We start from the raw sequence: 18,405 nt of genomic DNA on the forward strand, positions 1-18,405 counted from the left end.
CATTCACCTGGACGATGAATGGCCCTGCGACAGCCGGTCGCAGCGACACCGTGCACACCGCTGAACGGGTACCATAGACCCCTGTTTCCGTTGTGATGCCGCATGGGCCCGTCCGACCGCCACGATCGTCTCCGCCGCTGGCAGGCCGCATCGCTGCTGGCCGCCGCTCCGATCGCCAGCCTGTCCGCCACCGATGCCGCAGCCACCGCGCCGTTGCAGGCGCCGCCGGGCCAGCAGCGGATCGCCCCCGGCGCCCTGGTCGAGCGCCTGCACCAGCGCGTGCTGTCCGGGCAGAGCGCCACCGCCACCCTGGAACACTGGTGCGCCGAACATGGCCTGGCCGCCCAGGCCCGGGTCCGCGCCGTGCGCGTGCACGGCCAGGACAAGCCGGCGCCCACCGACGTGCTGCAGGCGCTGGGCGCAAAGCCCGGCACCGGCCTGCGCTATCGCCGGGTGCAGCTGGTCTGCGGTAGCCGTGTGCTGTCCGAAGCCGACAACTGGTACCTGCCCGCTCACCTCAGCCCGGCCATGAACCAGGTGCTGGACAGCACTGATGAGCCGTTCGGACGCGTGGTCGGCCCGCTCGGCTTCCAGCGCCAGACCCTGGCCGACCAGACCTTCTGGCCACCGCGCGGCGAAGGCGACCACGGCGTGATCCTGGAGGTGCGCGCGCTGCTGCGCGACCGACAGCAGCAGCCTTTCAGCTACGTCATCGAGTCGTACCTGCAGCAGGCGCTTCCGTAACGCGCTGTGGCGCCGGGCATCTGCCGGCTATGGGCCCGCGATGGCGTTGGCTGCGGGATCCACCGAGAACACGAAGCGCCCACCACGCTGGTCCCTGCCCCACGTCATCGGCGCAGTGGCCAGGCTGTAGACCGGGGCCGCCTTGTCCAAGCCGATCGCCTCGGACCAGGCACTGAACTCCTCATCGGTGCGGCTGCGGATCTCGCCGACACACAGGCTGTAACCGCAGGCAAAGGACACCAGCGTGCCATCCTGGCCCATGAGCCGGCTCGCGGCCGTCCTGTAGAGACGGGTCAGGTCCTGCACCTCAGGCTGGCCGGCGGCATCCTGCTCGAACTGGCTGATTGCCAGTGCAAAGGCCTTGTCCGAGCCGAGGATCGCCTCGCTCTTTTCCATCGACAGTGCGCCCTCGGCCAGCAGCATGCGTTCCCCCTCAAGGAAGTGGCCCTGCGGATTCGCAGTCACGCGTGCAGCCGTCGCCGCGCTCGATGCGGCTGTCTCGCGCGTTGATCCAACCTCAGCTGGCGGACCGGAATCGGACTGCACCGACGCGGCGTTGGCCGCCTCGGCAGCATCGTCTACGTTGTCCGCCTGCCTGCCACTGCAAGCCGCAATGGCCACCACTGCCATCAGACCCCACACCCTGGCTTCCATGCGCATCGTCCTCCATGTTTCGCCACAGCATGCCACGCGTGCAGCGGCAACACGGGTGCACTGCACAAAGAAAAGCCCGGCAATGCCGGGCCTTTCGTTCATCTGCCGGATCAACGGAACCGGTAATCCAGCTGCAGCCAGTACTGGCGGCCATACGGGTCGTAGTTGCCGACCGGATAGAACGGCCAGCCGCCCCCGTTCCGGTCCGCCGGCGGTCGGCTGTCACGCAGGTTGTTGACGATCACGCCCACCGACAGGTTCTCGCCGAACTGGCGGAACACGCTGGCGTTGTAGGTCATGTACGGCGCGATGCGGCCACTGCCATCACTCTTGGGCAAGGAGCCGAAGCGATTGCCGTACAGCGTGGTGGTCCAGTCGCCCTGGTTCCAGGTGATGCTGCCGTTGGCCTTGCTGCGCCACTGGTAGTCATCCAGCGAGTTGCGGATGTCACGCTCCGCATCATCGGAGAATTGCCGGTAGGTGTGCTCCAGCACCACGGTATAGGCCAGGCGCGTGGTGAAGCGGCCGTAGCGACCGGCATCAAAACGCCAGTTGCCCTTCAGGTCCAGCCCGCGCACCGATTCGGACGCCGCATTGATCGGGTTGATCAGCACCCGGGTCACCTGGTCCGGCTGCACGGTGGCGTTGGACGGATTGCGGATCACCCGTGACAGCGCGTCCTGGCACAGCGGCGAACCGATGTCGCGCGCTTCGCCGCCCAGCGTACGGCCCAGCCGGCAATCGGCTTCGTCGCGCAGGATGCGGCTGGTGTCGAGGCTGGTCACCTCGTTGTCGATGCGGATGTCGTAGTAGTCGGCACTGAAATCCAGCCCGGACAGCGGCGACCAGACCACGCCGAACCCATAGGACTTCGCGGTTTCCGGCTGCAGCTGCGCGTTGGCGCGGTTGCTGTAGTCGATCGACAGGCCGTTGTAGTCGCAGTTGTCATAGGACTGGCCGGCGGTACGGCAGCGCCAGTAGTCGGTCATGCCCGGGTTGTAGCCGCGGGTCTCGGTGGCGAACACATAGTTCATGTCCGGCGCGCGGAAGCTGGTTGCGGCCGAACCCCGGATCAACAGGCTCTCGATCGGGCGGAACTCCACGCCGACGCTCCAGGTCGCCTTGCCGATGTGCTCGCCGCCGGCCCGGTACTGGTCATAGCGACCGGCCAGCGTGGTGGTCAGCGACCGCAGCAGCGGCAACTGCAGCTCCACGCCGGCGGCGTAACGATCACGCTCGCCGCCGGCACCGATGCCGGCACTGGTGTTCCAGAACTCGCCGGTGCCCAGGCGTGGATCCGGGCGGTTGCGGTAGCCCTGGCTGCCGGCCTCGACCACTGCTGCCAGTGCGGCGTCGCCGCCGGGCAGCGCGAACAGGCGACCGTTGACGCTGGCACTGAAGGTCTGCAGCCAGGCCGCATTGCGGCTCTCCTGGTAGCCGGACAGGCCGGCGTACTCGTCCGGCGTCAGCGGCCGGAACAGGCGCGCCGGATCCGGGGCGTAGACCTCCACGCCATTGCGCACGCCCAGCTGTGGACCGAGCAGGTAGTCGTTGATGCCGGCCAGCAGCACCGGGCGGCGGGTGCGGTTCTCGTAGCGCGAACGGCTGTAGACGGCTTCATAGTCCCAGCCGCTGTCGCCGATCTGGCCACGTGCACCGAGATTGAACGACCACGAGTTCTCGAGGAAGCGGTTTGCATTGCGCGGCAGGCCACCGACTTCCTCCGGTGCGAAGCGGCGGTACCAGCTCTCCAGGTTGCCGCTGGTCTGGTTGTAGAAGTAGTTGCGCGACGAGGTCCACGACGGGGCGCGGGTATTGTTGTGGATCTTCGCACTGCCCACCGCCAGATCAGCGAACAGGTCGGTGCTCTCGTTGACGTGGAAGGTCAACAGTCCATAGCCATTGAGGTTGCGCTTCTCGGTCTGCACGGTCCAATAGCTGGCGGCCGCTTCATTGCTGCCGCAGTACCAGCCCTGGCGTGGGTTGTTGGCCCGGAACACGCTGCCGCCATAGATGGCCGAGGCAGCGCCGCAGCCATTGACGCCCGGGTCGATGTTGCGCCCGGTGGCGGCATTGCGGCGATAGGCGATCGCGGTAGCCTGCGGCGCTTTGCCGGTGGGGTCATCGTCCAGCGAGTCCATGAAGTCGCGCTGATGCGCATGGATCGCCTTGCGCACGTCGAATTCGAAGCCGAACAGGCCGTCCCAGCGGTCGCCGGAGCTGCCGCCAACCACCTGCACGCGCTGGTTGTCACCGCCTCCCTGCCCGGTACCACCGGCGCGCACGTTGACGTCCACGCCGTCGAAGCGGTCCTTGAGGATGATGTTGACCACGCCGGCGATGGCATCGGAGCCATACACCGCCGACGCACCTGCGGCCAGTACTTCGATGCGCTCGATCAGCGCGCTGGGGATGTTGGCCAGGTTGACCACGTTCACTGAACCTTCGTAGGCCAGCGGGTAGTCGGACTGGCGCCGGCCGTTGACCAGCACCAGCGTGCGGTTCGGGCCCAGGCCCCGCAGATTGATCGTGTTGGCGGCCGGAGTGAAGGTATTGCCGAAGTCTTCGCCCTGTACGTTGCCGGTGTTCTCGGTGAGCGCGCTGAGCGCGTCGAAGGCATTGCGGTAGCCCTGCGCGTCGATCTGCTCGCGGCTGATCACCGTGACCGGCGACGGACCTTCAACGCTGGCGCGCGGAATGCGCGAACCGGTGACCTTGACTTCCTGCAGTGTGGTGGGCGCGCTTTCCTGCGCGAAGGCCGGCAACGGGGCCAGCATCAGGGACGACACGGCAAGCACCAGCAGACGCGGGCGCAGCGCCGGGGAAGTGGCAGACATGGGCTTCCTGGGGATGGGGACGGAGGTATCGGGACGCAGGCGACGAGCGCACATAACGATCCCGTAACGAAAGTGTCCTGAACCGATGGTTGCAGTGGAAATGACCAGGCCTGATGGCCTTATGCCTGAACCGACTCAGGCATGCGCGATCGGCTGCGCGCTCCTTTGCAACTTTTTGCATTGTTCGGCATCGGCGGGGTGCGCCATCGTCCCCCACCATGAATCAGTACTCTCCTGCGTTCCTACCTCCGATGCGGCCGGTTCTGCGCCGCCACCTCCTGCATCTGCAGCATGGACCTGTGGTGCTGCGCGCACTGCAGCGCTCGGATCTGCCCAGCTGGCGCCGCCACTACCGCGGCATCGAACATGCCTGCAGCGTTCCCCCCCATCACGATGCCGAAGCCCGTTTCCTCTGTGGCGTACAGCGCTCACAGCTTCAGCACGACAACGACCAGCTGCTGCTGGGCGCCTTCGACGCCGAGGGTGAACTGCTGGACCAGATGAACCTGCACCTGCGCTGCGCGCACACCCGCAGCGTCGAACTGCGCTGGCTGCGTGCCGACGGCTGCCCGCAGCAGCGGCAGCTGCACCGCTCGCTGCAGGCGCTGTGTGCGTTCCTGTTCGAACAGGTGGGCATCCGCCGGCTGTTCGTGCTGCTGGCGCCGGACGCGGACGCCCAACTGGTCGCCGCATTGCAGGGCCTCTGCTTCGAGCGTGAGGGCCTGCTGCGCGACCAGTACCTGGGTGCCGACGGCTGGCAGGACCGCCAGCTGTATGCGCTGACCGCGCCACGCTGGCAGCAGCGGCCCCCGGCAAGCTAGCGCACGCGCTCCAGCGTGGCGTCGGCGCCGGTCAGCACCGCACAGGCGTGGTCCTGCAGTTCCTCGGCGCTGGCGTCGTTGCCGGTTGCCGGGTCCAGCTGCGTGGCCAGCAGGATGAAACCCGGGCCGCCGTGCACGTCCTCGCGTCCGGCCACCAGCAGGCTCCAATCACCCACGCGGTCCACCCCGCTGAGGTCGTAGGCCAGCAGGTTCAAGGGATTGGCGCGCAGCTCCGCCCCGGGCAGCAGCCGTGCCTGGTAGCGATGGCCGCGCAGCAGCACCGGCAGCGGAGCCCATGCCGTGCCCAGCGCGGCGGCATGGGCATCCAGTGCCTGCATGACGTCCGCGCGCAGGCAATCCACATGGATGTGCAGCTGGTGCTGCGAACGGCCGTGTGGTGAGTTCAGGGCCAGGCTGGCCACGCTGCGCGGCAGCGGCTGCCGCAGCGCCCGCTCGGTGCGGCTGCGCGCCTGCCAGGCCGCCGCGAAATAGTTGGGTGCGCCACTGCGGTACAACGTGGGGCTTTCGATGCCGCTGACCTTGTCCAGCGGCATCAGCAGGAACTGGTAGTCCCCGTGCGCATCCTTGACCAGCACGTCGCGCCGGTCCGCAGCGGTCTCCACCTGCAGGCACGCCCCGTGCGGGGCCGGATCACCGCGGCAGTCACGCTGGATCAGGCGCCACAGCGCGTCGGAGTGCGCCGGAGCCGGTGCGGGCGGGGCCGTGGCACAACCGGCCAGCACCCACAGGGACAACAACAGCGGAAAGCGCAGGGACACGGTGACAGCTCGCGGAATCAGGCGCGACAGGCAGCGCCGCGCGCACATTCTATCCAGTCCGGCAGGGCGATCAGTAGGTGCCGAAAGGCACTTCAACCACCACCGGGGGCGCCGGCGCTGCCGGTTGCAGGGTGTAGCGGTCCAGCGCGCCGTCATCGTCGGCCAGCGGCTGGCGATGGAACTGCAGGCGATAGTGCGCCTCGCCCAGGCGTACCCCGGCCCCCTCGGCATCCAGCGCCGCAGCCTCCGGCAACAGCAGCCCGCCCAGATCGCTGTAGGCACCGGCTACGTCGGCGAAGACATAGTCGGCCAGTTCGTCCACCCGCTGCATGGCATATACGTGCGGCAGGTACGGACGTGCCGGGCTGCGGCCGTTGCTCAGGTCGGTCACCCCGGCCTGCGGCAGATGGTACTGCTCGCGCAGCACCGCCACGCCCAGCGATTCGCTGGCCACCTGCAGGCAGCACACCGCGCGCTTGCCCTCCCGATCGAGGATCACGAAGCGATCGCCGCGGGTGGCGGCCTGCGGCAGCATGGCGAAGGCCAGATCCCGCTGTGCCGGCTGGTAACCGGCTTCGGTCTGCAGGTTGCGCCAGGCGCCGAACACCGGCGTGTCGCTGGCGGCGTCCGCAGCAGGGTCGGCGGCAAGCGCCGGCACGATCATGCCGAACAGCCACACCACTGCCAACGCGCGCTTCGGAATGTGTCCACCGTGGAGCCTGCCTGCCGTCATACCGGAACCAACACCTGCACCGGAAGGGCCCGGCGTGCCCGCCGGCACGGTGCCGGCAACGCCGGCCACTATGCAGTGCCGCCGCCGTCCCGGCAATGACCACAACGCTGCCGGATCCGGCGTGGTCAGTGCTATCGTGCCGCCATTCCCCTGCGCAGGAGCGCCCGCATGACCATCCGCCTGACCCTGTTGCTGCCCGTCTCGGCCCTGTTGCTGTCGGCCTGCGTCAGCACGCCCGGCCCGGAGGTCAAGGGCAGCGGAACCTGCGACGCCAGCCAGCTCGGCTGGGCGATCGGCCAGCCCGCCAACGAAGCCAACATCCGCCGCCTGTCGCGCGAAAGCGGTGCCGGCCTGGTCAACCCGATCGGCCCCAACACCATCACCACCAAGGACATCCGCCCGGACCGCCTGCGCGTGTTCGTGGACAAGGACAACGTCATCACCGCCACCCGCTGCGAGTAAGCGCCGGCGGGCTGTTGTAGCGTCGAGCCCTGCTCGACTGGTTCGCGCGCGCCATCCGAAGACCCGTCGAGCATGGCTCGACGCTACATTTCAGGGTTCGGTATACCCCGCACAATCGGGCAGCGCCTGATCCGGATGGAACATTCCCTTCGCGAAGCGGAACCGCCGCGTGTAGGTGCACGCCGGGTCCTGCTCGGTGCGCAGGTCCTTCTTCTTCAGCGGCCCTTTGGCCAGCGAATCCTCGAAGCGCGAGACACCGGCCGGAAACCGTGTCGCCACGGTCTGGTAGCGCAGCACCGGCATGCCCTCGGCCACCGTATCCAGCGCCAGCTTCGCCGAGAAGCCGTATTGGTCGTGGCAGGCACCGGCGCGCTGCTTGATGTCCTGCTCGCTGAAACAGGCGCGGATCATCGCACTGCCCAGCCACGGCACGGTCAGCACGTCGTCGTCCACCTGGATGTCGTCCTGCAGGTGGCGCACGCGTGCCAGCTGCAACGTGGACGCATCGGCACCGCCGCCGGAGTACATGCTGCTGAACGAGACGATGCCTCCCACCAGGACATTCTGGCGGGCCCGCTGCTGCGGGTCGGTCACCGTTTCATCGCTGCCCACGCCAGGGGCCAGGCGCACGATCCACGGCCACAGCTTCAGATCGCTCTCCTGCGGCACGTCGATGCTGACGTGGTAGCTGTGCGGCCTGCCCTGCCCCGGCACCTTCTCAAGCACTTCCAGCACAGTCGGCCGGTCACCCTCCTCGGCGACCGGCTGCACGCGCACGCACCAGTTGCCGTCCCGGGTGCAGTCATACAGCCCCATCGGCCCCGTCTCATCGGCGACAAGCAGCTGCCCCAGCGGCTCCATCACGTTGCCGGCGGCATCGCGCTGCTGCGGCAGGATCGAGGCCTGGGCCAAGGCCAGCGCCGGGACAGCCAACAAGACAACGCACAGGGTGGCACGGGCGGCAGCGGTGGGCATCGATGGCTCCTGCGGTTGGGCTTCCGATGGTAACCGTTGCCGGGCAGAGTCGAGCCATGCCCGACTTCGCCTTTGTAGAGTCGAGCCATGCTCGACTGCTGTCTGCCGGGCACAGGCGCGGCTCTACAGCAAAGCCACGTTGTGCCCGTCAATGCCCACTACAGTCGCAGCCACCCCACCCTTTCGCCTTCGAGGTCTGACCGATACCGGGGTTGAAGGTGTTGCTAGGGTCCAGCTGCCTGTAGAACCCGGCCAGCGCCGGCTTGGCCGGGTACAGGTGGCCGACGTTGTGCTCGGCCGGGTACTCCGCACCGCGCTGGTCCAGCAATGCCCACATCGCATGCTCGATCGCCATCGGGTCTTCACCCTTGCGTGCGATGTAGTCCTGGTGGAACACATGACAGAGGAAGTGGCCGTAGTACAGCTTGTGCAGCAGACGGTTGTCGATATCGGCGGGCAGCTGCTCGAACCAGTCAGCGTCATCCCGGCGCAGCGCGATGTCCAGGGCCACGATGTCCTGCACCTGGTCGCGATGCACCTCGCGGTAGCGCACTGCGGCACCGGCCACCGCGAAGCGATGCAGGAAGGCCTTGCGCCCTTCCTCCGCCGTGCAATGGAAATAGGCGCCCTCGTGCGCGGCGAAGAAGCCGCGCAGCCAGGCCTCGGTCTCTGCTGCGTCCTGCGCGGACACCTTCAGCAGCAGATGATGCTCATAGCGCTGGCGGAACTCGCCCATGCGCGGCGGCAGGTGCGACGGCAGCAGGGCGGTCAGCACCTGCATCACCCGGTCGGTCACCCCACGCAGGCCCAGCCGTTCGAACCAGCCATCGACGCGGCTCTTCAATGCGAATGCGGCCGGCACGCGGGCGGTGCCGAGGCGGTCGATCAGCAGGAAGCTGTCCTTGCCGTAGCGTTCGCCGATGTCATAGGCATCGCGGTGAATGTATTCGCCCGCGATCGGCAGGCGCTCGAAACCGGTCAGCAGCTGGCGCCGGATCGCGGTGAGGCTGTCGGTGCGGTTGCTGCCGATATAGAAGACCTCGGCGGCCTCCTTCTGGAAGGTGTCCAGGCGCACTGCGAACACTGCCAGCTTGCCGGCCGACCCGGCGGCCTCGAAGTGGCGGCTGGGATCGGCATTGAAGCGCGCCGGGGTATCGGCATCGATCCGGCGCACTTCGTCGGCGTAGCGTGGATCGGACGCAGCGCGGCCATCGCCATCGCCCACGTCGGCGGCCGTGTAGTCACCGGCCTGCAGGCGCTGCAGGATCTGCTCGGGCGTATCGCCCAGCGCGATGCCCAGATGGTTGACCAGCTGCAACCGGCCCTGCGCGTCGACCTGCGCGTACAGCGCCAGCTCGGTGTAGGCCGGGCCACGGCGCACCAGCGCGCCGCCGGAGTTGTTGCAGATGCCGCCGAGCACCGAGGCACCGATGCAGGACGAGCCGATCACCGAATGCGGTTCGCGGCCCAGCGGTGCCAGCGTCTGCTCCAGGCGGTCCAGCGTCGCACCGGGAAGGCACAGCACCTGGCGGCCCTCGTTCAACAGCTGGATGCCGGTCAGGCGCAGCGTGCTGACCAGCACGATCGGACGGCCGTAGTCGTTGCCATCCGGGGTGGAACCGCCGGTCAGTCCGGTGTTGGCCGCCTGCAGGATGATCGCTGCCCCGCCCTGTACCGCTGCCTGCAGCACGCGCCACAGTTCCAGCAGCGTGCCCGGGCGCACCACGGCCAGCACCGGACCATCGCCGAAGCGGTAGCCGCGGCGGAAGCGGCGGGTGGCCTTGTCGCCGGTCAGTACGTGGCGGCGGCCGACCGCATCGCGCAGCTGCTCCAGCACGGCATCGTGGGTGCTCATGGCAGGCTGACCAGCGAATCGCGGCCGATATCGGCGATGCGACGCGCGCCGGTCAGCGTCATCGCCACCCGCATTTCCTTGGCGATCAGGTCCAGCAGGTTGGCCACGCCGGCCTCGCCCTGCGCGGCCAGCGCGTAGACGAAGGCACGGCCCAGCAGCACGGTGTCGGCACCCAGCGCGAGCATGCGCACCACGTCCAGGCCGGTACGGATGCCCGAATCGGCGAGGATCTTCAGGTCCCCCTGCACCGCATCGGCAATGGCCGGCAGTGCACGGGCGGTGGACAGCACGCCATCGAGCTGGCGACCGCCGTGGTTGGAGACCACGATGCCATCGGCGCCGAACGCTACCGCATCGCGTGCGTCCTCCGGGTCGAGGATGCCCTTGATCAGCATCGGGCCCTTCCAGAATTCGCGGATCCATTCCAGGTCCTTCCACGAAATGGAGGGATCGAAATTGCTGCCCAGCCAGCCGATGTAATCCTCCAGCCCGGTCGGGTTGCCACGGTAGGTGGAGATGTTGCCCAGATCGTGCGGGCGGCCGAACAGGCCCACGTCCCACGCCCAGCGCGGATGGGTGATGGCCTGGCCGATGCGGCGCAGCGGGGCGTTCGGGCCGCTCATGCCGGAATGCGCATCACGGTAGCGTGCGCCCGGCACCGGCATGTCCACGGTGAATACCAGCGTGGTCACACCGGCGGCCTGCGCGCGCTCCAGCGCGTTGCGCATGAAGCCACGGTCGCGCAGCACGTACAGCTGGAACCACATCGGCCGCTGGATCGCCGGCGCCACTTCCTCGATCGGGCAGACCGATACGGTGGACAGGGTGAACGGGATGCCACGGCTGTCGGCCGCACGCGCCGCCTGTACCTCGCCGCGGCGGGCATACATGCCGGTCAGCCCGACCGGGGCCAGCGCCACCGGCATCGCCAGTGTCTCGCCGAACAGCTCGGTTTCCAGGCTCAGGTCGGACATGTTGCGCAGGATGCGCTGGCGCAGCGCGATGTCGGACAGGTCGGAAACGTTGCGCTTCAGCGTGTGCTCGGCATACGCGCCGCCATCGATGTAGTGGAACAGGAACGGCGGCAGCCGGCGTTCGGCTGCAGCACGGTAATCGGTGGAGGCGGAGATGATCATGGGGTCAACCGTGGGGGGAAGGCAGACGCGAGGCCCGCGCACGCCGGGCTTCGTTGTCATCGAGGGTGCGCAGCGTGGTGTGCACGAACTCGAGGTGGGCATGCGCGGCGGCGCGCGCGCGTTCGGGGTCGCCGGCCAGCACCGCATCCATCATCTCGCGGTGCTGGTCGGACAGCGGCGAGAAGGTCCGCGCCGAGGTGTAGAGCTTTTCGCGGCTCTGCGAGATGTTGGTCTGCAGCAGCTCGAACAGGCCGCGCATCACCTGCAGCAGCACCAGGTTGTGCGAGGCTTCGGCGATGGACAGGTGGAACGCCGCGTCGGCCTCGGCCTCACCGGTCGGATCGTCCTTGCCGTGCGCGTCCATCATGGTCTGGAAGGCCTGCGCGATGCGCGTGCGGTCCTCGTCGGTGGCACGCAGCGCCGCGTGCCAGGCGGTGGCGCCTTCCAGCGCATGGCGGATCTCCAGCACGTCGAAGCGGTACTCCGGATCGCCCTGGAACAGCGGCAGGTACGGGGCCAGCGGCTCCTCCAGTGCCTGCCGCGCGCGTGCGGCCGGTTCGGCGACATAGGTGCCGCCGCCGACCCGTGCAATCAGCAGGCCCTGGCTGGCCAGCTGCGCGATGGCCTCGCGCAGCGCGGTGCGCGAAACCCCCAGCTGCACCGCCAGCGTGCGCTCGGCCGGCAGCCGGTCACCCGGCTGCAGCCGCTGCTCCTGCACCAGCGCGCGCAGCTGCACGGCGACCTTGTCGGAAATACGTTGCATGCTCATGGGGCCATTGTGGCCTGAAGCACGCAGCGGTGGTGCAGCCAGCGCAGCATGGCTCAGGGAATCATCCAGGTCAGCCAGTAGGCCTGCGCCAGGGTGATCAGGCCGACCATCGTGGTGAAGATCAGGCTGTGCTTGACCGTGAAGCGGAACAGGTCCGATTCCTTGCCGGCCAGGCCGACCGCGGCGCAGGCAATGGCGATCGACTGCGGTGAGATCATCTTGCCGGTGACACCGCCGGTGGTGTTGGCCGCCACCAGCAGCACGTCGGACACGCCGATCTGCTGCGCGGTGGTGGCCTGCAGCGCCGAGAACAGCGCATTGGACGAGGTATCCGAACCGGTCAGGAACACGCCCAGCCAGCCCAGGAACGGCGAGAAGAACGGGAACGCGTCGCCGGTGTGCGCCAGTGCGAGCGCCAGCGTGGCCGACAGACCGGAATAGTTGGCGATGAAGGCAAAGGCCAGCACCATGCCGATCGAGTAGATCGGCGTGCGCAGTTCGCGCACGGTTTCGCCGAAGGTCTGCACGGCGGCCTTGGCCGGCATGCGCAGGGCGATGATGGCGATCAGCGCAGCGAGGATGATCGAGGTGCCGGTGGCCGAGAACCAGTCGAACTTGTACACCGCTTCATAACTCAACGGCGCCGGCACGATCGGCGGCATCTTCTGCACCATCTGGTCCAGCCCGGGCACCGGAATTTTCAGTACCCAGCCTTGCAGCGGGCCGCCCGCCGCGAACAGCGACTTGAACGGCGTGATGCTCCACAGCGTGACCATCGCGGTGAGGATCAGGAACGGCGACCACGCCTTGGCGATCTGGCCGACGCTGTAGCGCGGGGCCTCCAGTGCCTGTGCGGCCGCCTCGGCGCTGGTCTCGGTATCGAAGCGGAAGATCCGCACCGGCTTCCAGCGGCGCAGGAACAGGGTCAGGCAGACCAGCGACGCCAGCGAGGCGGTGATGTCCGGCAGCTCCGGGCCGATGAAGTTGGAGGTCAGGTACTGCGCGATCGCGAACGAGCCACCGGCCACCAGCACCGCCGGCCAGGTTTCCTTGATGCCGCGCCAGCCATCCATGATCGCCATGATCCAGAACAGCACGATGAGGGTCAGGAACGGCAGCTGGCGGCCGGCCATCTGGCCGATCTCGAACGCATCCAGGCCGGTGACCTGCCCGGCCACGATGATCGGAATGCCCATTGCGCCGAACGCGACCGGCGCGGTGTTGACGATCAGGCACAGGCCGGCCGCATACAGCGGCTTGAAGCCCAGCCCGACCAGCAGCGCGGCGGTGATCGCCACCGGCGCACCGAAACCGGCCGCGCCCTCCAGGAACGCACCGAAGGCGAAGCCGACCATCAGCATCTGCAGCCGCTGGTCCTCGGTGATCGACAGGATCGAGGCGCGGATGATGTCGAACTGCCCGGTCTTCACCGAGACCTTGTACAGGAACACCGCGCCGATGATGATCCAGGCGATCGGCCACAGGCCGTAGACGAAGCCATAGCCGGCCGCGCCCAACGCCTGCGCCAGTGGCATGCGGTAGAACAGCAGGGCCACGCCCAGCGCGATGGCCACGGTGATCGTGCCGGCGAGCCAGCCCTTCATGCGCAGCACCGCCAGGGCGATGAAGAAGAACGCGATCGGCAGCAGCGCGATCAGGCTGGACAACCACAGGTTGCCGGCGGGGTCGTACAGGTGTTGCCAGGGCTGCATGAAGGCTCTCGACTGGGGCGGGATGTGCTCCACCGCAGGCGGTGGGTCGCCGAGGCCGATCATTATTGGTACGACCAATAAAAGGAGTCATCAGCCTGCGCGGAGCGGATTTAACCGCCACTCCGGCGAAGCGCCTATTAGACCATAGGGTTAGACGTCATATTGGTCCGACCATTATGGCGCGCAAGGGCGTGCCTGGCCGCCAGCCGGCAACCGCCCTCCCCTTACGAAATCCGCTTCTCCAGCCGTCGCATCACCGCCAGCACCAGCACGCACAGCACGCTGACACCGATGGCGATCACGTACTTGCCGATGCCCACCGCGATGCCGATGGCGGCGGCCATGACCAGCGAACTGGCGGTGGTCAGGCCGCTGACCTGGTCTTCGCGGGAGCCGCGCAGGATGGTGCCGGCAGCCACGAAGCCGACACAGGCCACCACCGCTTCGATCAGGCGTACCGGGTCGACCTGCAGCAGATCGCGGTAGCGCTCCTGCTGGAAATGCTCGGCCACCGAATCGCCGAGCCCGACGATCAGCGCGGCCGCGCCGGCGATCAGCATGTGCGTACGCAGACCGGCGGCATGCTTGCCCATCTCGCGTTCGACGCCGAGCACGCCGCCAAACAGCATCGCCGTGGCCACGCGCAGCAGGATCGACATGTCCTGGGTGAGTTCCATTGCTGTCTCCGGTTGTTTTCCGGAGCGTTGCGCGCAGGGCGTCGGATGCGGGTGAAGGCCGCACCACAGCCCGTTCACCGGGAAGCGCCGGGCCATGCCCGGCGTCGCCGTCGCCGGCAATCAACGCATCACTGCGCCAGATACCCACCATCGATGGCGTAGTACGCACCCGTGGCAAACGTGGCGTCATCACTGGCCAGCCAGGCCACCAGCGCCGCCACCTCCTGGGCGGTACCCAACCGCTTCAGCGCGTGCCGTGCTTCCAGCGTCGCACGCACCTTGGCGTCCATGCTGTCCAGCAGCGGCGTACTGATGAAGCCCGGGCCGACCGCGTTGATGCGGATGCCATCGGCAGCGTGCTCCCAGGCAGCGGTCTGGGTCAGCCCCACCACGCCATGCTTGGCAGCCGCATACGCGGTCGATCCGGCATATCCCACCTGGCCGAGGATCGAGGCCATGTTGATGATGCTGCCGCCGCCGCCCCCGCGCATCGCCTGGATCTGCGCACGCTGGCACAGGAACACGCTGGTCAGGTTCACATCGAGCACGCGCTTCCAGCCATCGATCGGATAGTCGCCGCTGCTGGCCGCCGGCCCGCCGATGCCGGCGTTGTTGACTGCGATCTGCACGCCACCCAGCTCCTTCACCGTGCGCTGCACTGCGGCTTCCACCGCGGCCTCGTCGGTGACATCCAACGCGATGCCGATGGCTTCGGTACCGCGATCACGCAGCGCTGCCACGGTTGCGTCGACCGCGGCCTGCTTCAGGTCCCACACTGAAATCCGCGCACCGGAGGCGGCGAGCGTCTCGGCGACGGCCAGACCGATGCCGGACACGCCGCCGGTCACGATCGCCGTCTTTCCACCAAGCTGGTAATCAATCATCTGGAGCCTCCTTCTGTTGGAAAATGATGCGGACAGATCCGTCCGACATCACTGACATTACGCCCCTCTTCGTGACGAAACGCTGCATGCGCGATCGCCGTACGCACGCGCACTGCTCCGCGACCTGCAACTTGGCCGTAAATGCCAATCGATTGACCCGTTGGCTATCGCATTCGGGCTGGCGTTGGAGAAAATGACAGGGATCTATTTCTACCTCTGAAAGCGCAGGACCGATCCGCGCTGCAGGTGCACGATGGAACGTGCGGGCCACTGGCTGCCGGCACCCATCCCCCATGGTTGAGCGCCGAGCGATGTCCCGATATTTCACGTTTGCCGATTACCGCCGCTTTGGCCAGCGCCATGGCTATGACTACCGCGCCGATCCGCGCCACCTGCGCGAGGACCAGTGGGTCGGCCACGGCGACCTGCACGAACAGACCCTGCGCGGCGGCATGAGCCTGCTCGCATCGGATGTGCACAACCGCGTCGCCTATACCGCCACCGCCCACGAACGGCCCGGCCTGGTCATCCGCGTGATGCTGCAGGGCCAGGTGGATGTGCAGGTGCCCAACCGCAGCGGTTTCAGCCTGCGTGCCGGCACTGCGGTGACCACCAGCCACCGCGACCACGTGGCGATGGTCGGTGTCCATCCCGGCAATACCCGCCTGCGCGGCATCAGCCTGATCGTCCCTGCCGGTCTGGACCCGGACATGCTGCGCCAGCCGCAGCTGCAGAAGGCACTCGGCTCGCCGCTGGGGTGCCGGCACTGGGCCGTGCCGCACGCGATGCTGCCCACCCTGGCACAGCTGTTCGACAGCCCCTGGCAGGACGATCTGGATGTCATCTGGCGCGAGGGTATCGCGCTGCAGCTGCTGTCGATCGGCCTGCAGGCCGACGACCTGCAGGCCCATGGCACACGCGCGTTGCGTGCCGGGCAACGCGCGCGGCTGGAGCGGGTGCGTGCCTTCCTGCAGGACGACCCGGGACATCCGCACAGCCTGATCGAACTGGCCCAGCTGGCCTGCATGAGTCCCAGCGCGCTGCGCCGGCATTTCGCCCTGGTGCATGGCTGTTCGGTGTTCGATTACCTGCATGAGCAGCGCATGCGCCACGCCGAGCAGGGGCTGCGCGAATCCGGCTGGAGCGTGGAGCAGGCGGCGGCGGAAACCGGCTATCGGCATCCCAGCAACTTCGCAGCGGCGTTCCGCAAACGCTTCGGGCTGGTGCCCAGCCGCTGGCGCACCGGTCCGTCGAAGGTGGATTGAGGGCTTCTGCTGTGCAGATGTCGGCCCGGGGCGGCACGCGTGCGGCCCCTCGCGGATGCCGGCCAGCGGCCGGCACGCCACATCCGCCAGGGCGCGAGCGCCCAGATGGCGCCGGGCCACGCCCGGCGTCACCCTTTGCACCTCAATACACCGGCAGATCGATGTAGCTGGCCTGCGCCGCGCTGTGCCAGACCCGCTGCGTGGCCTTCTGGTAGTCGCCCGGTTTGGCCAGGTAGATGTTCGGCACGTAGGTCTGCGGGTTGCGGTCGTACAACGGGAACAGGCTGGACTGCACCTGCACCATCACCCGGTGGCCCTTCTGGAAGGTGTGGTTGGCGTTGGGCAGGTCGAAGCGGTACGGCAGCACCTGGTTGGCCGCCAGCGGCTTCGGATCGCTGAAGCTCTCGCGATAGCGGCCGCGGAAGATCGCCAGCGACACCGGCAGCTCGTAGCCGCCCATCTCCGGCGTTGACGCTTCCTGGTCCGGAGACACGTCGATCAGCTTCACCACCCAGTCGCTGTCGGTGCCGCTGGTCGAGGCCTGCAGGTGCACCACCGGCGCGCCACCGATGCGCAGCGGCGCGGTCAGCGGCTCGGTGATGAAGGTCAGCACGTCCGGGCGGCCATCGACGAAACGCTGGTCCTTGACCAGCCAGGTGGTCCACATGTCACGGTCACCGAAACGCACCGGACGCGGCACGAACGGCACCGGCTTGGCCGGGTCGGACACGTACTCCTCGAAGTCGCTCTCGCCCGCCGCCGGCGCCTGGAACGCCAGCTTGCCGCCGGCACGCAGGTACAGCGGCTTGCTGCTGGCGGCACAGCCCTTGTCGCAGCTGCGCGGCCAGCCCTGCAGGCGGTCCCAGTGGTTTTCACCGGTGTTGTAGATCAGCACCGGCGGCGTGTCCGCCTTCGGCGCACCGTCCACCAGGTACTGGTCGAAGAACGGCTTGAGCACATCGCGACGGAACTGCAGCGCGGTATCGCCATCGAACTTCAGCGCGCCCAGCTCGCTGCCGCTGTAGTTCACCTGGCTGTGCCGCCACGGGCCCATCACCAGGAAGTTGCGGTTGTTGCCGCTGTCGCGCCCTTCCATCGCCTGGTAGGCGTGGTTGGCACCCCACATGTCCTCCTGGTCCCACAGGCCCTGCAGCCACATGGTCGGCACCTTCAGCGGCGTCTTCGCCATCACCGCATCCAGCGCCTGGCCCTGCCAGAAGGCGTCGTATGCGGGGTGCTCGACCAGCTTCTTCCACCAGGTCAGCTGGTCCACGCCGGTGAACCGCGCGTAGTCGCCGGCTGAACCGATGCGCAGGAAGGTGCTGTAGTCGTCATAGCCGAGACTGGGCAGCGGCGTGCCCTTGCCGCGCTTCTCGGTCTGCATCGCGAAGTAGTTGAAGTTGACCTGGCGGAACGCGCCGTAGTTCAACCAGTCATCGCCCATCCAGCCGTCGACCATCGGGCTCTGCGGCGCAGCCACCTTCAGCGCCGGGTGTGGGTCGGTCAGCGCCATCACTACGGTGAAGCCTTCATACGATGAGCCGAGCATGCCGACCTTGCCGTTGCTTTCCGGCACATGCTTCACCAGCCAGTCGATGGTGTCCCAGGCGTCGGTGGAATGATCGACCCTGGTGCCGTTCAGTGGCCCACGCAGCGGCCGGGTCATCACGTAATCGCCCTCGGAGCCGTACTTGCCACGGATATCCTGGAACACGCGGATGTAGCCGCCGTCAACGAACACTTCGTCGCCCTGCGGCAGCAGATCGCGCATGCGCGGCGAATCACTGCGGCTGGCGCGGCCGGCGGCGTCGTAGGGGGTGCGGGTCAGCAGGATGGGGGCGTTGCGGGCGCCCTTGGGTACCACGATCACCGTGTACAGCTTGGTGCCATCGCGCATCGGCACCATCACCACGCGCTTGTCGTAGTCGCGGCCGACATCCGGCGCAACGAAGGGCTTGCCACTGATGTCCGGGGTCATCGGCGGGGTATCAGCGGCCAGCACGGTGCTGGACAGGCTGAGGGCAACGGCAACGGCAACAGCAACGGCACGCACACGCATGGACATCACCTCCCGGCAGGAAAGATCCAAGCCTACTCCTGCC

General features: G+C 67.8%; 16 protein-coding genes. 4 read left to right on the forward strand and 12 right to left on the reverse strand.

From position 1 onward, the window contains the following. Positions 1–102: 102 nt before the first annotated feature. A complete protein-coding gene (locus Q5Z10_RS12870; protein WP_262230235.1) occupies positions 103–744 on the forward strand; it encodes a hypothetical protein in 642 nt (213 codons plus the stop codon). A 27-nt stretch (positions 745–771) separates the two neighbouring features. Here Q5Z10_RS12870 and Q5Z10_RS12875 read toward each other — a convergent pair whose 3' ends face one another. Both Q5Z10_RS12875 and Q5Z10_RS12880 read right to left on the reverse strand, forming a co-directional pair. Then, positions 772–1,404, reverse strand: coding sequence for a hypothetical protein (locus Q5Z10_RS12875; protein WP_303635823.1), 633 nt, complete (start codon positions 1,402–1,404; stop codon positions 772–774). Positions 1,405–1,508: 104 nt separating this feature from the next. After that, entirely contained in the window at positions 1,509–4,235 is a 2,727-nt protein-coding gene (locus Q5Z10_RS12880) for a TonB-dependent receptor plug domain-containing protein (protein WP_303635824.1), read from the reverse strand. Positions 4,236–4,537: 302 nt separating this feature from the next. Between Q5Z10_RS12880 and Q5Z10_RS12885 the strand changes: the two genes are divergently transcribed. After that, positions 4,538–5,056 carry a GNAT family N-acetyltransferase gene (locus tag Q5Z10_RS12885; RefSeq protein WP_303635825.1) on the forward strand — a complete coding sequence of 173 codons (519 nt, stop codon included), beginning with the start codon at positions 4,538–4,540 and terminating at the stop codon, positions 5,054–5,056. Here the strand turns inward: Q5Z10_RS12885 and Q5Z10_RS12890 are convergent. Both Q5Z10_RS12890 and Q5Z10_RS12895 read right to left on the reverse strand, forming a co-directional pair. Further along, on the reverse strand, positions 5,053–5,835 hold the full coding sequence (locus Q5Z10_RS12890) for a CDP-diacylglycerol diphosphatase (RefSeq protein WP_303635826.1): 783 nt from the start codon (positions 5,833–5,835) through the stop codon (positions 5,053–5,055). The genes Q5Z10_RS12885 and Q5Z10_RS12890 overlap by 4 nt on opposite strands. 70 nt (positions 5,836–5,905) lie before the next feature. After that, on the reverse strand, positions 5,906–6,568 hold the full coding sequence (locus tag Q5Z10_RS12895; RefSeq protein ID WP_303635827.1) for a decarboxylase: 663 nt from the start codon (positions 6,566–6,568) through the stop codon (positions 5,906–5,908). A gap of 168 nt (positions 6,569–6,736) precedes the next feature. Between Q5Z10_RS12895 and Q5Z10_RS12900 the strand changes: the two genes are divergently transcribed. Next, complete coding sequence (locus tag Q5Z10_RS12900) at positions 6,737–7,030, forward strand: I78 family peptidase inhibitor (protein ID WP_303635828.1); 294 nt, start codon at positions 6,737–6,739, stop codon at positions 7,028–7,030. Between the two features lie 90 nt (positions 7,031–7,120). Here Q5Z10_RS12900 and Q5Z10_RS12905 read toward each other — a convergent pair whose 3' ends face one another. The 7 genes from Q5Z10_RS12905 to Q5Z10_RS12935 form a co-directional block, all read right to left on the reverse strand. Beyond that, a complete protein-coding gene (locus Q5Z10_RS12905) occupies positions 7,121–8,005 on the reverse strand; it encodes a hypothetical protein (RefSeq protein ID WP_303635829.1) in 885 nt (294 codons plus the stop codon). Positions 8,006–8,153: 148 nt separating this feature from the next. Then, on the reverse strand, positions 8,154–9,860 hold the full coding sequence (dld, locus tag Q5Z10_RS12910) for a D-lactate dehydrogenase (protein ID WP_303635830.1): 1,707 nt from the start codon (positions 9,858–9,860) through the stop codon (positions 8,154–8,156). Then, the gene (gene lldD / locus Q5Z10_RS12915) at positions 9,857–10,996 is read right to left on the reverse strand and encodes an FMN-dependent L-lactate dehydrogenase LldD (RefSeq protein WP_303635831.1); all 1,140 of its coding nucleotides are present in this window, start codon (positions 10,994–10,996) and stop codon (positions 9,857–9,859) included. Before lldD ends, dld begins: the two co-directional genes overlap by 4 nt. A 4-nt stretch (positions 10,997–11,000) precedes the next feature. Then, positions 11,001–11,765, reverse strand: a complete 765-nt coding sequence (lldR, locus tag Q5Z10_RS12920) for a transcriptional regulator LldR (RefSeq protein ID WP_303635832.1) — start codon at positions 11,763–11,765, stop codon at positions 11,001–11,003. A gap of 53 nt (positions 11,766–11,818) precedes the next feature. Further along, on the reverse strand, positions 11,819–13,477 hold the full coding sequence (lldP, locus tag Q5Z10_RS12925; RefSeq protein WP_303635833.1) for an L-lactate permease: 1,659 nt from the start codon (positions 13,475–13,477) through the stop codon (positions 11,819–11,821). Between the two features lie 224 nt (positions 13,478–13,701). Further along, complete coding sequence (locus Q5Z10_RS12930; protein WP_303635834.1) at positions 13,702–14,154, reverse strand: MgtC/SapB family protein; 453 nt, start codon at positions 14,152–14,154, stop codon at positions 13,702–13,704. A gap of 128 nt (positions 14,155–14,282) precedes the next feature. After that, entirely contained in the window at positions 14,283–15,038 is a 756-nt protein-coding gene (locus Q5Z10_RS12935; protein WP_303635835.1) for an SDR family NAD(P)-dependent oxidoreductase, read from the reverse strand. A 311-nt stretch (positions 15,039–15,349) separates the two neighbouring features. Here Q5Z10_RS12935 and Q5Z10_RS12940 point away from each other — a divergent pair, with 311 nt between their 5' ends. Further along, on the forward strand, positions 15,350–16,303 hold the full coding sequence (locus Q5Z10_RS12940; RefSeq protein WP_303635836.1) for a helix-turn-helix transcriptional regulator: 954 nt from the start codon (positions 15,350–15,352) through the stop codon (positions 16,301–16,303). Positions 16,304–16,445: 142 nt separating this feature from the next. Here Q5Z10_RS12940 and Q5Z10_RS12945 read toward each other — a convergent pair whose 3' ends face one another. Beyond that, positions 16,446–18,362: a CocE/NonD family hydrolase gene (locus Q5Z10_RS12945; protein WP_303635837.1), complete on the reverse strand. Its 1,917-nt coding sequence runs from the start codon at positions 18,360–18,362 to the stop codon at positions 16,446–16,448. Positions 18,363–18,405 lie beyond the last annotated feature (43 nt).

This window comes from Stenotrophomonas sp. 704A1 (assembly GCF_030549525.1).
GTDB classification, from domain to species: Bacteria; Pseudomonadota; Gammaproteobacteria; order Xanthomonadales; family Xanthomonadaceae; genus Stenotrophomonas; species Stenotrophomonas tuberculopleuritidis.